Annotated in this window: 13 protein-coding genes; 9 read left to right on the top strand and 4 right to left on the bottom strand. The window is 57.2% G+C overall.

All coding sequences use genetic code 11. The features are described from left to right. Positions 1 to 11 precede the first annotated feature (11 nt). The 3 genes from AWR26_RS05880 to AWR26_RS05870 are packed head-to-tail and all read left to right on the top strand — an operon-like array spanning position 12 to position 2,418. Positions 12 to 1,232, top strand: a complete 1,221-nt coding sequence (locus AWR26_RS05880; protein ID WP_064564282.1) for a protein-disulfide reductase DsbD family protein — start codon at positions 12 to 14, stop codon at positions 1,230 to 1,232. Between the two features lie 9 nt (positions 1,233 to 1,241). After that, positions 1,242 to 1,793 carry a sigma-70 family RNA polymerase sigma factor gene (locus tag AWR26_RS05875; protein WP_064564280.1) on the top strand — a complete coding sequence of 184 codons (552 nt, stop codon included), beginning with the start codon at positions 1,242 to 1,244 and terminating at the stop codon, positions 1,791 to 1,793. Further along, positions 1,780 to 2,418: a DUF1109 domain-containing protein gene (locus AWR26_RS05870; RefSeq protein ID WP_064564278.1), complete on the top strand. Its 639-nt coding sequence runs from the start codon at positions 1,780 to 1,782 to the stop codon at positions 2,416 to 2,418. Before AWR26_RS05875 ends, AWR26_RS05870 begins: the two co-directional genes overlap by 14 nt. Here the strand turns inward: AWR26_RS05870 and AWR26_RS05865 are convergent. The 3 genes from AWR26_RS05865 to AWR26_RS05855 form a co-directional block, all read right to left on the bottom strand. After that, positions 2,407 to 3,489: an ABC transporter ATP-binding protein gene (locus AWR26_RS05865; RefSeq protein ID WP_064564276.1), complete on the bottom strand. Its 1,083-nt coding sequence runs from the start codon at positions 3,487 to 3,489 to the stop codon at positions 2,407 to 2,409. The two genes, AWR26_RS05870 and AWR26_RS05865, sit on opposite strands and share 12 nt — an antisense overlap. After that, complete coding sequence (locus AWR26_RS05860) at positions 3,482 to 5,251, bottom strand: ABC transporter permease (protein WP_064564274.1); 1,770 nt, start codon at positions 5,249 to 5,251, stop codon at positions 3,482 to 3,484. Before AWR26_RS05860 ends, AWR26_RS05865 begins: the two co-directional genes overlap by 8 nt. Positions 5,252 to 5,323: 72 nt before the next feature. Further along, positions 5,324 to 6,412, bottom strand: a complete 1,089-nt coding sequence (locus tag AWR26_RS05855) for an ABC transporter substrate-binding protein (protein WP_064564272.1) — start codon at positions 6,410 to 6,412, stop codon at positions 5,324 to 5,326. Positions 6,413 to 6,791: 379 nt separating this feature from the next. On the opposite strand from AWR26_RS05855, the gene phnC reads away from it, so the two are divergent. From phnC to phnE (AWR26_RS05835), 4 genes are all read left to right on the top strand, one after another. After that, positions 6,792 to 7,637 (top strand): phosphonate ABC transporter ATP-binding protein, encoded by an 846-nt coding sequence (gene phnC, locus AWR26_RS05850; RefSeq protein WP_064564270.1) that lies wholly within the window; start codon positions 6,792 to 6,794, stop codon positions 7,635 to 7,637. A gap of 35 nt (positions 7,638 to 7,672) precedes the next feature. Then, a complete protein-coding gene (gene phnD, locus AWR26_RS05845) occupies positions 7,673 to 8,614 on the top strand; it encodes a phosphonate ABC transporter substrate-binding protein (protein ID WP_043952540.1) in 942 nt (313 codons plus the stop codon). Positions 8,615 to 8,691: 77 nt separating this feature from the next. Beyond that, positions 8,692 to 9,564 (top strand): phosphonate ABC transporter, permease protein PhnE, encoded by an 873-nt coding sequence (gene phnE, locus AWR26_RS05840; protein WP_064564267.1) that lies wholly within the window; start codon positions 8,692 to 8,694, stop codon positions 9,562 to 9,564. Then, entirely contained in the window at positions 9,561 to 10,442 is an 882-nt protein-coding gene (phnE, locus tag AWR26_RS05835) for a phosphonate ABC transporter, permease protein PhnE (RefSeq protein WP_064564265.1), read from the top strand. Before phnE (AWR26_RS05840) ends, phnE (AWR26_RS05835) begins: the two co-directional genes overlap by 4 nt. Here phnE (AWR26_RS05835) and AWR26_RS05830 read toward each other — a convergent pair. Next, positions 10,429 to 11,100 (bottom strand): HAD family hydrolase, encoded by a 672-nt coding sequence (locus AWR26_RS05830; RefSeq protein ID WP_064564263.1) that lies wholly within the window; start codon positions 11,098 to 11,100, stop codon positions 10,429 to 10,431. The genes phnE (AWR26_RS05835) and AWR26_RS05830 overlap by 14 nt on opposite strands. 127 nt (positions 11,101 to 11,227) lie before the next feature. On the opposite strand from AWR26_RS05830, the gene AWR26_RS05825 reads away from it, so the two are divergent. Continuing rightward, positions 11,228 to 12,145: an aminoimidazole riboside kinase gene (locus AWR26_RS05825; protein WP_064564261.1), complete on the top strand. Its 918-nt coding sequence runs from the start codon at positions 11,228 to 11,230 to the stop codon at positions 12,143 to 12,145. Between the two features lie 166 nt (positions 12,146 to 12,311). Continuing rightward, positions 12,312 to 13,829, top strand: coding sequence for a carbohydrate porin (locus tag AWR26_RS05820; protein ID WP_064568964.1), 1,518 nt, complete (start codon positions 12,312 to 12,314; stop codon positions 13,827 to 13,829). Positions 13,830 to 13,852: the final 23 nt, after the last annotated feature.

Here is a 13,852-nt window from a genome sequence, read left to right as displayed (position 1 = left end):
TGAGAATCGCTATGTTGACCGCTATGCTCGCCGCCTTCGCAGGCGGCATTATTCTCAACTTTATGCCCTGCGTGTTTCCGATTATCTCGCTGAAAGCGCTGGGCTTAATCCGTCACGCCGAAGGCCCGGCGCAAACCCGTCAGGAAGGTTTCGGCTTTCTGCTCGGCACCGTAGTGACGATGATGATACTGGCCGGAGTTCTGCTTGCATTACGCGCGGGCGGCACGGCGGTCGGCTGGGGGTTTCAGCTCCAGTCACCGCTGGTGATCGCCTTTCTGGCGCTGGTGATCCTCGGCGCGGCGCTGAATTTGCTCGGCGTGTTTGAAGTTGGCCTTAGCCTGCAACGTGCCGGAGAGATCAATGTTGAACGCGGCGCATTTATCCGCGCGGCGCTGACTGGCGCACTGGCGATCATTGTTGCTACCCCTTGCGCCGCGCCGTTTATGGCGAGCGCAATTGGTTATGCGTTAGTGCAGCCGCCCGCCGTTGCGCTGGCGATATTTTTCGCGCTGGCGCTCGGATTTGCCGCGCCGTTCAGCCTGATTTCACTGTTTCCGTCGCTCGGCAAATGGCTGCCGCGCCCCGGCGCGTGGATGAATACGCTCAAGCACGGGCTGGCGTTTCCGATGTTCGGTGCCTTCGGCTGGCTGGTGTGGGTGCTGACGCAGCAGGCGGGAACGACCGCGCTGGCGGCGATTCTTGCCGCATCGGTAGTGGTGAGTTTTGCCGCCTGGCTGTACGGTATGGCGCAACAGCGCCATTTTGCCGGACGCGGGCATAAAGTGTTGTTTGCCACCACGGCCGTGCTGCTGCTTGCCGCGATTGTGCCGCTGCCATCGGTGGTGAAAAGCGGTAGCCCGCTGCCCGCAGCGCACATTACCGAGGTGAAATGGTCACCGCAGACGGTGGCGGAGAATCGCGGCCATGGCAAAGCCATCTTTGTCAATTTCACCGCCTCGTGGTGCATCACCTGCCAGGTGAATGAGCGCACGTCGCTCTCCACGCAGGCAGTGAAAACCGCGCTGGCGCAAACCGGTACGCTCTATATGGTGGCCGACTCCACGAAATTTAATGCGGATATTGATGACGCGCTTAACGACCTGGGTCAGGGCAGCCTGCCGCTCTATGTGGTCTACCCAGCGGACGGCAGCGCACCGAAGATCCTGCCGCAAGTGCTGACCCCCTCGATCGTGGTGAATGCGCTGAATCAGGCGAGCGGGAAAAAAACCTAAAGGCAGATTATGCAAAAAAGTGAGGCCGCGCGTGACGAATGGCCACGCCTGATGGCGCTTGCGCAGGCAGGCGACCAGCAGGCTTACACGCGGCTGCTGAAAGCGCTGGTGCCAGTCATCCGCACGCTTGCCCGCAGGCAGATTGCCGACGAGGTGCTGGTAGAAGATGTGATTCAGGATGTGCTGCTTACCGTGCACCGGGTGCGTCATACCTACGATCCCAACGCTCCTTTCCTGCCGTGGCTGATGGCGATTGCTCATGCCCGCACCGTCGATGCGCTGCGCAAGCGCGGTCGCCACTGGCAGCGGGAGGTGGAAAGCGAGGACGGTTCACTGCTGATTGCCAGCAGCGAGCCATCGCAGGCCCCGGAAGAGCTGTCGGCGCTGCTGAATCAGCTACCGGACCGCCAGCGGCAAGTGATTGAGCATGTTCATCTGCGGGAGATGAGCCTTGCAGAAACCGCGACGCGCAATAACCTGACGGTCTCCGCCGTGAAGTCATTGCTGCATCGCGCCCTGAATAATCTTCGTCGGTTGGGAGCACATCATGGCCGATCATGACCTGTTAATTGAGAAGTTAAGCCGCTCCATCGCGCCGGTAAAACGCCCCTGGCAACCTGGCTGGCGCGTGATGGCCTGGCTGGCGATGGCGTTACCGTGCGGTATTGCCGCCAGCTTATTGCTGAACAGAACCCTGACCGACTGGTCGCAGAGCGGCGCGGCGTGGGTTATCGTGCAGTTGCTGTTAACCTTTGTTGCCGGAACGCTGGCGATTCGTAATGCTTTTTTGCTGAGCATTGCCGGGCAGCAGCCGCTTAGCTGGAAGTGGTTTGCGCCGCTGTTTGGCATCTGGTTTGCCAGCACGCTGAGTAATCTGCATCTGCACTACTCGCAGGAGTCTGCCGCCAGCGTTGAAGGGCCGAATTGCTATCTGTTTATGCTGGTGGTTAGCGCGCCAATGATGGCGATTGTGATTGGTTATCTGCACCGCACCCGATCGCTGTTCCCGGCGCAAAGCCTGGCAGTGGCGGGCGCGGGCGTGGCCTGTATGGCGCTGACGCTGCTGGCGTTTTGCCATCCGGCGCACCTCAGCGCGCCGGATCTGTTAATGCATTTTGCCGCCATTTTCACCATTATCGCCGGCACCATTGCGCTGGGTTACCGCTGGGTGGCATTACCCTGGTGAGCCGCTTTTCGGGAAGATCCATAGCTGTTCGGCGGGCAGCACCAGGCGGTAATTTTGCTCGCTGCGCGGCTGAGTACCATAAACGCGCAGCACAAAATCATCCCCCTGGGTGCGGAACAGGTATTCCCAGCGGTCGCCAAGATACATGCTGGTGAGCATTGGTAGCTCCAGCGAGTTGTCCTGCGGTTGATCGCTTAACCGCAGGCTTTCCACGCGGATCACTGCCGTCGCCGGTTGGCCCACCTCAACGCCAGGCCCGGCCACGCCCCACAGCGCCCAGCGCGCGCCTTCAATACGCGCCTTGCCGTTTACTATCTCAGTAACCGTGCCATGCAGGCGGTTATTGCTGCCCATAAACTCCGCGGTAAACAGCGTCGAAGGCGTGCTGTACATCTCCTGCGGAGTGCCCTGCTGTTCGATAACACCATTGTTCAGCAGCAGGATGCGATCGGAAATCGCCATCGCTTCATTCTGATCGTGCGTGACCATCAGTGCCGATAAACCGAGTTTAACGATCAGCTCGCGCAGGAATACCCGCGCCTCTTCGCGCAGCTTGGCGTCGAGGTTGGACAGCGGCTCATCCAGCAAAATGACCGGCGGGTTATAGACCAGCGCCCGGCCAATCGCCACACGCTGCTGCTGGCCGCCGGAGAGTTGATGCGGATGGCGTTTGCCAAGCGTTCCCAGCCCAAGTTGATCCAGCACCGTTTGCACCCGCTGGGCGATCTCCGCCGACGCCACTTTGCGCAGTTTCAGCGGATACGCCACATTCTCGAATACCGTTTTATGCGGCCACAAGGCGTAGGACTGGAACACCAGCCCCAGATTGCGCTCTTCGGCGGGCACTTCACTGCGCGGATTGCCGTCGTACACCACATTGCTGCCAATGGTGATGCGCCCCTGGCTCGGTTTTTCCAGCCCGGCAACGGCGCGCAGCAGCGTGGTTTTACCGCTGCCGGAAGGGCCAAGCAGCGAAACGACTTCGCCCCGTTTCAGTTGCATGGAGACGCCTTTCAGTACCGGATTGTCGCCATAGGTCAGATGCAGATTATCTACAGCCAGCTCAATCATGTAATTTCACTCCAAAGCGCAGGGCCACGCCAAGACCGATGACCACCAGCAGAATATTGATAAACGACAGGGCAGCGACGATATCGATCGCGCCCGCCGCCCACAGCGACACCAGCATCGAGCCGATGGTTTCCGTCCCCGGAGAAAGCAGATAAACGCCGGTTGAGTATTCACGCTCAAAAATCAGGAACATCAGTAGCCAGGAGCCGATCAAACCGTAGCGCGACAGCGGCACCGTAACGTGACGGGTTACCTGACCGCGCGATGCGCCGGTGCTGCGTGCCGCCTCTTCCAGCTCCGGCCCGACCTGCAACAACGTGGAGGAAATCAAGCGCAGACCGTAGGCCATCCACACCACGGTATAAGCCAGCCAGACGCTGAAGATGGTGGTGCGCAACGAACGCAGCCAGACGATCAGGTTGTCGCGCAGCCACTGCGCCACCGGCAGCCCGGAGAGCCAACCGTTTTTCAACGACTGATCCAGCCACATCGGCAGGAACAGGAACACCCATAAGAACGCCAGACCGGCCAGCAACCCGGGCACGGCGCGCGGCACCAGCACGCTGTAGTCGAGAAAGCGCGTGACATTATCCTGCTTGCGGTGCATCGCAATGCCAACGAACAGATAGCAGACCACCGCCAGCGCGCCGCCAATCACGCCAATAGCCATCGAGTTGACGATGGCGCGTAGCAGGTTCGGCTGCTGCCAGATATTGCGGAAGGTAGCGAGCGAAAACTCATCCCACAGCGAAACGCCGACGCCCCAGTTGGCGATAAACGCTCGCAGCACTACGCCGATCAATGGCACGCCGATGGTCACGGTGAGCCACGCCACCACCACCATTCCCGCCACCCAGCGCCATTTGCCGAGCGGCAGCGCGCGCGCCTGCGAGGCTTTGCCCTTCATGGTGACGAAACGGCTGGCGGTGCGCATCAACCTGCGCTGCAACATCACCAGCGGAATGGTGATGCAAATCAGCACCACGGCCACCGCCGCCATCAGGTGATACGACGGCGTACCCAGTTTGTTGGTCAACTTATACAGATAGGTTGCCAGCACCATGTTGCCTTCGGGATCGCCGAGCACCAGCATCAGGCCGAACACTTCCAGACCGAGGAAAAAGAGCAGCACGCAGGCATACAGAATCGAGGGGCGAACCATCGGCAGGCTGACGGCAGTCATCACCTGAAGCGGCGATGCGCCGACGGTACGCGCCGCCTCTTCGACATCCGAGCCGACGCTGCGCAGTGCTGACGAAATATAGAGATAAGCGTGCGGCACATGGGTTAAACCGGCAATTACCACAATGCTGAACATCGAGTAGATGTTCCACGGCACAAAACCGATGAGTTCCTCCGCCCAGCGCGAGAAAAAGCCCACCGGCCCGGCGGCAACCACATAGCCAAAACCGAGCACCATCGGCGAGACGAAAATCGGCACCAGAATCAACGGTTCGATAAAACGGCGGCCCGGCAAATCAGTGCGTACCATCAGAAAGGCGAGAATACCGCCCAGTGGAATCGCAATAATCACCAGCCCGAAAGCCAGAATAAAGCCGGATTTCAGCGCCAGATAAAAATCAGGATCGGTAAAAATAAAGGCAAAGGATTCAAGGCTGAACTCTTTGCTGCGGGCGAAAAAGGGTGCGGAGAGGAAGCTCTGCACCACAATAAATAACAGCGGGATATAAATAACCAGTGCGGTAATTAATACGGTTACACCACGCGGCAACCCCTGCCATTTTCTGCGCACGATATTCATAAATCATCCCTTTACGCTCTGTCATACCAGCAAAACGTTGTGCATCACAGCGATGCACAACGGTGATGGAGGTTATTTGGCGGCGGCTTCGCGCCACTGCTTAATAAATTCCAGACGTTTTTTCGGCTCCAGATATTCCAGCAGTGATTCATCCACCGGGATCGGCTTCAGCGCCTGCCCCAGCAGTTTGGTCATGCCATCAATATCGTTTTTGCCTTCAATATCCTGGCGCAGAGAAGGAATATCCGCCTGGCTGGCGAGAATGCTCTGCCCTTTTTCCGACAGCACATAGTCAAACCACAGTTTCGCCGCGTTGCTGTGTTCCGCTTCCGCACTGATAAACGACACGCGCGACAGCACCAGCACATAATCTTTCGGATAAGAGATACCCAGCGATTTATCCCCTTTGATACGCGCTTCGGCGTACGATCCAAGGATGTTGTAACCAATCAGGTTTTCACCCGACGAGACGCGCTCCATCATGGTGCCGGTAGAGGATTGCACCGTCAGGCCGCCTTTGGCGATATCCCCCAAATGGGCGAAATAGTCTTTGTCGCTTTTGCTGTCCTGCACGGCGAGCATAAAACCGAGGCCGGACTTTTCAATATCGTAGGTAGTGACTTTATTTTTGAATTTATCACTCTGCGCGGCGATTAATTTCGCCAGCGCGCTGTGGGAATCGGGAACATCGCCTGCGGGGATCAGCCGTTTATTATAAATAAACACCACCGGTTCGTAGGTGGTGCCATAGGCTTTTTGCTGCCACACCGCCCACTTCGGTAATTTCTCTTTTTCCGGTGAAGCATATTCGGCGGCATAATCCGTCGCCAGCTTCAGCGCGGTATCCATCGATGAACTCCAGACCACATCGCCGCTGCCGCTGCCGGAAGCCTGCTCGCTGAGATAGCGGTTATACAGCTCGGTGCTGTTCATGTCGTTATATTCGACTTTAATTCCCGGATATTGCTCCTCAAAGCCTTTAATCAGCGGGCCTGCGGCTTTGGTATCCGTTGTCGAATAGATAACGACTTTGCCCTCTTTCGTTCCGGCATCGACGATTTTTTGATACTCCGCCGGATAGCCCGCAGGCACCGCCGCCAGCGCGGAGCCAGCAAATACGGTAGCCAGAACGGCGGCCAGCGTTGCGATCTTCCCTTCCATACAACCCCCAGGTATTGTTTTTGAAACACAAAATTAACATATAGACCGTGCGCCAACCGATGCAATAAAGTTGCTTGTTTTTTCTGACTTTTGTGACGGTGGCGTGATTTAAATATATGCTGTTTCCGCGCAGAAAATAGCCAAACAATGCCGGGCGAAATAACGCCAAAAAGCGCCTGTCTGCGGTGCTTCTTCTGTTTATCTTACCCGGCAGGGTGAATCGCTTTTGCTGTCCGGTTACGGCAAACTCAGCCTGCGCTCACCACCGCAACCCTAAGCGAAACCTTTGCGTTCATTATTTGTTCGCCTGTTCGTCATAAAACGATCATCTGTTGTGCCGTTAATGGTCGCCAGTTGAATGACAAAAAGCGGAAGACTTATGAACAGCGCGTTGGCAGAACTTTCAGAACACCCCTATTCGCCTTTGCACCAATTAAACACCGTGCCGAAACAAAAGGTGCTGAGCGTCAGGAACTTGCGCAAATCGTATAACGAGCATCAGACCGTGCTGGACGGTATCAGTTTCGACCTGTACAGCGGCGAGATGGTCGGCGTGATTGGCCGTTCCGGCGCAGGTAAATCAACGCTATTACATGTACTGAATGGCACACACAGCGCCAGCGCGGGCGAGATCTTAAGTTTCGCCGATGATGACGGCGAGCCGCGTGATGTCTCGCGTCTGAAAGGCCGTGCGCTCAATCAGTGGCGCAGCCAGTGCGGCATGATTTTCCAGGACTTCTGCCTTGTTCCGCGCCTGGATGTGCTGACCAACGTGCTGCTCGGACGTCTGAGCCAGACATCAACGCTAAAATCGCTGTTTAAAGTTTTCACCGACGAAGACCGCGCAAAAGCCATCGCCCTGCTCGAATGGCTGAACATGCTGCCGCATGCGTTACAGCGTGCAGAGACGCTCTCCGGCGGGCAGATGCAGCGCGTAGCAATTTGCCGGGCGCTGATTCAGAACCCCTCGTTATTACTGGCGGACGAACCTGTCGCTTCGCTGGACCCGAAAAATACCCAGCGCATCATGGATGTGCTGCGCGAAGTGAGCCAGCAGGGCATCAGCGTGATGGTCAACCTGCACTCTGTTGAGCTGGTAAAAGAGTACTGCACGCGGGTTATCGGCGTGGCGCAGGGACGCATTATTTTCGATGACCACCCTTCCCGGCTGACACAGGATGTTCTGCACGTGCTGTACGGCGATGAAATCAGCCAATTGCATTAATTATTCCTTCCAATGAGACAACACAGGCAATGACAATGAAAAACCCTATTTCTGGCGCATTACGTTTATCTGCATTGATGACAGCTCTTCTGTTGGCATGGCAGGCCTCTGCCGCCGAGCAGCCGAAGGAATTGAATCTGGGGATTCTGGGCGGGCAGAACGCGACCCAGCAAATCGGCGATAACCAGTGTGTGAAAGAGTTTCTCGATAAAGAGCTGAATGTCGATACCAAACTGCGCAACTCCTCTGACTACTCCGGCGTGATCCAGGGGCTGCTGGGTGGGAAAGTTGACGTAGTGTTGAGCATGTCGCCTTCCTCTTACGCCTCGGTGTATATCAACAACCCGAAAGCGGTCGATATCGTGGGTATCGCCGTTGACGATAAAGATCAATCGCGCGGTTACCACTCCGTGGTGATCGTGAAAGCCGACAGCCCGTACAAAAAGCTGGAAGATCTGAAAGGCAAAGCATTCGGCTTTGCGGACCCGGATTCCACCTCCGGCTACCTGATCCCGAACTACGCGTTCAAACAGAAGTTCGGCGGCAATGCCGACAACAAATACAACAACTACTTCTCCAGCGTCACCTTCTCTGGCGGTCATGAGCAGGACATTCTCGGCGTGCTGAACGGCCAGTTCGCGGGCGCGGTCACCTGGACGTCAATGGTGGGTGATTACAACACCGGCTACAGCACGGGCGCTTTTAACCGCCTGATCCGTATGGATCACCCGAATCTGATGAAAGAGATCCGCATCATTTGGGAATCGACGCTGATCCCAAACGGCCCGATCCTGGTGAGCAATAGCCTGCCGGCGGATTTCAAAGCCAAAGTCATTACCGCTGTGAAGAAGCTGGATACCGATAATCACGCCTGCTTCGTGAAAGCAATGGGCGGCACGCAGCATATCGGCCCGGGCAGCGTGGATGATTTCAAACAGATTATCGAGATGAAACGCGAGCTGGTAACTGCACGCTAATCGGCACACCATGAAATAAGCCCCTGCGTCGAACCAGGGGCTTTTATTCGATTGTCATACAGGACCGATTGCAACGCATGAACACGTCGAATACGCAGTTTGAGCACTATTACCAGCAGGTCAGAGCGCGCCAGAAGCGCGACACGGTGGCCTGGTCGTTACTGCTGCTGGCGCTCTGGTTTGCCGCCGGGAACGCCGCCGAATTTAATATTTTTACCATCTGGCACTCGCTGCCCAACTTCCTCGATTACATGCTGGAAACCGTGCCGACGCTGCACTGGTCTGTGCTTTTTGCCGACAGCCACACCAAAGGCTCGCTGGCATATTGGGGTTATCGCCTGCCGATTCAGTTACCGCTGATTTGGGAAACTCTGCAACTGGCGCTGGCCTCGACGCTGCTCTCTTTTGTTATCGCTGGCGTGCTGGCTTTTCTGGCAGCGGGCAACACCTGGTCACCGCCGCCGGTACGTTTTGCCATTCGTGCACTGGTGGCGTTTTTGCGCACCATGCCGGAACTGGCGTGGGCGGTCATTTTCGTGATGGCATTTGGCATTGGCGCGATTCCCGGTTTCCTCGCGCTGGCGCTGCACACCGTCGGCAGCCTGACCAAGCTGTTTTATGAAGCGGTAGAAAGCACGCAGGATCGCCCGGTGCGAGGGCTGGCCGCCTGCGGTGCCACGCATCTGCAACGCATCCGCTTCGCGCTGTGGCCGCAGGTTAAACCAATTTTTCTCTCCTACGGCTTTATGCGCCTGGAGATTAACTTCCGCTCCTCCACCATTCTCGGTCTGGTTGGCGCAGGCGGCATCGGCCAGGAGCTGATGACCAATATCAAACTCGACCGCTACGATCAGGTCAGCATTACGCTGCTGCTGATTATCGTTGTGGTTTCGGCGCTCGATACCCTCTCTGGCCGTTTGCGCCAGTGGGTGCTGGAGGGGAAAAAATGACAAACTGGCAAGCCGTACCGAATGTGACCTTAAGCCGGAAACTGCACAGTGATTTGTTCAACGCGCAGGGGCGCTATCTGCGCCGTCTCGGCCTGATCACGCTGGCCGCTGCGCTCTATTATCTATGGTTTTTTATGCAGTTCGGCATACCGCTCGATCAGGCGCTTAACGGCATGCAGCAGATTGGCCGCTATCTACTGCGCATGTTTGTCTGGCACGATTTTCTCAACTGGCCGTTTGGCTACTATTTCTCGCAGATTGGCATCACGCTGGCGATTGTTTTTGCCGGTACGCTCACCGCCACCCTGCTGGCGTTGCTGCTCTCATTCCTTGCCGCACGCAACATCATGCGCGGCGGGTTTCTCGGCGCGGTGGCGTTTTGTATGCGTCGCCTGTTCGACATTCTGCGCGGCATCGATATGGCGATCTGGGGGCTGATTTTTGTGCGCGCCGTTGGCCTCGGGCCGCTGGCCGGGGTACTGGCAATCATCATGCAGGATACCGGTCTGCTTGGCCGCCTGTATGCAGAAAGCCATGAAGCGGTGGATCGTTCGCCGGGACGCGGTATGACGGCTGTCGGCGCGAGCGGCCTGCAAAAACACCGTTTCAGCACCTTTACCCAGTCATTCCCGACCTTCCTCGCGCTGAGCCTTTATCAGATCGAGTCCAACACCCGTTCGGCGGCGGTGCTGGGGTTTGTCGGCGCGGGCGGTATCGGCCTGATTTATGCCGAAAACATGCGGCTGTGGAACTGGGATGTCGTGATGTTTATCACGGTGATTCTGGTCGCGGTGGTGATGCTGATGGATATGGCATCGGCCTGGCTGCGCCGACGCTATATCATCGGTAAAGCGGTGCCGCTGTTTAAGCCGGAGTAAGCTGCCAGTTAAGTTGCGGCCAGCGGCGCAGCTCTCCGTGCGCCGCCAGTTGCGGACAGGGATTCACCATAAATACATGGTCGGCGTATTCACAGAGTGGCAAATCGTTAATCGAGTCGGTATAAAACGTCACCGCCCCACGATGCTGCGGGTGATGAACAAGGAAGTTTTCCAGACAGGTAATTTTGCCTTGCTGATAGCTCGGCGTACCGTCGATGAGCCCCGTGTAGCGCCCGTTATCAGTTTTCACTTCCACGCCAATCGCGTGCGCAATGCCCAGCACTGGCGCAATCGCCTTCACCAGTAAACTGACCGATGCGGAGATAATCAGCATCGCCTGGTTGCTGGCCTGCAATTCCCTGATTAATGCCAGCGCCTGCGGGTAGATGCGCGGCACAATCTCCGTTTTCACACACCGCGCCACCATACGATCCACCAGCGCCATCGGGAGATCGCGCAGCGGCGACATGGTCAGCGCCACATACTCATGCAGATTCATTTCGCCGCGCGCGTAATCCTGCATCATGCGCTCTTCATCGCGCAAATAGTCCGTGCCATCGGCAAAACCTTCGCGCACCAGGTAGCGGCTCCATAGCGTGCTACTGTCACCAGAAATCAAGGTGTTATCGAGATCGAAAACGTACAGCGGTTGCGGCATTGTCGCGTCCAGAGTAAAGAAATCCGCCCTGCACTCTAGCAAAAAAAGATGACAACTTAACGATGCGGTTGATTTGCTAAACCGGTTTAGTTAAGTTTTAGCGATTATTTTAAAGCGGGAGAGAGTTATGTCAGCACGAGTCTGGTGTCTGGGCGACGCCGTGGTCGATTTACTGCCGGAAGGCACAGGGCGCTTGTTGCAGTGCCCCGGCGGCGCACCAGCGAATGTGGCGGTCGGCATTGCACGTTTGCAGGGAAACAGCGGTTTTATCGGCCGCGTCGGTGACGATCCTTTTGGTCACTTTATGCGTCAAACCCTCGCCGCCGAACAGGTGAATACCGCGTTTATGTCCGCCGACCCGGCGCAGCGCACCTCCACGGTGGTGGTCGCACTCGATGAAGTGGGTGAGCGCTCATTTACCTTTATGGTACGACCGAGCGCCGATCTGTTTCTCGCGGTGGATGATTTACCGCCCTTTCAGCGCGGCGAATGGCTGCACTGCTGCTCGATTGCGCTCTCTGCCGAACCGTCACGCAGCACCACATTTACGGCGATGACGCGCATCCGCGACGCCGGGGGATTTGTCAGCTTCGACCCAAATATCCGCCACGATCTGTGGGCCGATCCGCAGCAGTTACATGACGCGCTGAGCCAGGCCTTCACGCTGGCCGACGTGGTGAAACTCTCGGAAGAAGAGCTGGCCTTTTTTAGCGACCAAGCGGATATGGATGCCAACATGCAGCAATTGGCCGAACGCTTCGCCATCCCACTGTTGCTGGTGACGCAAGGTAAAGCGGGTGTCAAAGCCTGCCTGCGCGGCGCGCTCAGTGCCTGGTCAACGCAGCCGGTTATCAGCGTCGATACCACCGGCGCGGGAGATGCGTTTGTTGCCGGGTTGCTGTGGGAACTGGCGCAGCACGGGCTACCGGATAACCAGGCGCAACTTGGTGCACGTCTTGCCACCGCGCAGCGCTGCGGGGCGCTTGCCACCACGGCAAAAGGTGCCATGACGGCCTTGCCCTATCGTCATCAACTGAAGGAGTAACCCACCTGCGTGCCGCTCCGTTTTGCGAGCCGTCTCACAATCACTAAACCGGTTTAGCAAATTTGATTGCGTGAAGAAATTAGCCTTGCGTATGATTCATCACCTAAACCGGTTTAGCAAAAAAAATAATCCTGTGATGATAGCTCTTCCTTAGGGATGCAAAATGATGAAAAAAAGCACGCTTGCCGTAACCCTTGGTTTGATATTCAGCTCTGGCTCTGCACTGGCCGCCGATCCCAGCATGAGCAGCATAGAAGCCCGTCTTGCCGCGCTGGAACAACGTTTACAGGCGGCAGAACAACGCGCAAATGCCGCAGAAACCCGCGCCAAAGCGGCAGAAAAACAGGCGCAGCAACTGGCTGCCGCGCAGCAGCAGACGCAAACCACCACCAGCCAGGTTGAGCAGCGCACCGCCAAACTGGAGCAAAAAGCCACCGATGAAGGCGGGTTTGAATTCCACGGCTACGCCCGCTCCGGTCTGCTGATGAATAACTCCGCCGCCAAAACGCAGGGCGGACCAACGGTGACCCCGGCAGGTGAAACCGGCGGTCATGTTGGTCGTCTGGGTAACGAACCGGATACCTATGTCGAGATGAACCTCGAACATAAACAGACGCTGGCAAACGGCGCGACCACGCGCTTTAAAGTGATGCTGGCCGACGGGCAAAAAACCTACAACGACTGGACCGCCTCCAGCAGCGATCTCAACCTGCGCCAGGCATTTACTGAAATCGGCCATCTGCCGAGCTTCACCGGCGCATTTAAAGACTCCACCGTCTGGGCCGGTAAACGTTTTGACCGCGATAACTTTGATATCCACTGGATCGACTCCGATGTGGTGTTCCTCGCCGGGACCGGCGCCGGGATCTACGACATGAAGTGGAATGATGACACACACAGCAACCTGTCAATTTACGGCCGCACCTTCGGCGACATTGAGAACAGTGAAAACACGGCGCAGAACTATATTCTGTCGCTGAACAACTTCTACGGCCCGCTGCAACTGATGGTCAGCGGCATGCGCGCCAAAGATAACGACGATCGTGTCGATCTCGACGGCAATAAAGTGAAGGGCGATGCCGCGAATACCGGCGTGCATGCGCTGCTCGGCCTGCATAACGACAGCTTCTATGGGCTGCGGGAAGGCTCGGCGAAAACCGCCCTGCTCTACGGCCACGGCCTGGGCGCAGAGGTGAAATCGATCGGCTCCGACGGCGCGCTGCTGCCGGAAGCGGACACCTGGCGCCTCGCCAGTTACGGCATTACGCCGCTGGGCGGCGGCTGGCATATTGCACCGGCCGTACTGGCGCAAAGCAGTAAAGATCGCTACGTCAAAGGCGACAGTTACCAGTGGGCGACCGCCAACTTGCGCCTGATTCAGGGGATCACTGAAAACTTCGAAATGCAGTACGAAGGCAGCTACCAGTACATGGATCTGCGCCCGGAAGGCTACAACAGCCGTAACGCGGTGAGCGGTAGCTTCTATAAACTGACCGTCGCCCCGACGCTGAAAGCCAGCGACGTCGGCGAATTCCTCAAGCGCCCGGAAATCCGCCTGTTTGCCACCTGGATGGACTGGGATCACCGTCTGGATAAGTACGCCAGCGATGATGCCTTTGGCAGCAACGGCTTTAAATCCGGCGGCGAGTGGAACTTCGGCGTCCAAATGGAGACCTGGTTCTAATGAGTTCGGCCCCTGCGGGGTGC

Origin of the sequence: Kosakonia oryzae (assembly GCF_001658025.2) — a bacterium.
Taxonomy (GTDB): Bacteria; Pseudomonadota; Gammaproteobacteria; order Enterobacterales; family Enterobacteriaceae; genus Kosakonia; species Kosakonia oryzae.
Note: the sequence above shows the minus strand (reverse complement) of the source record. Positions and strands in the feature narration are given on the sequence as shown.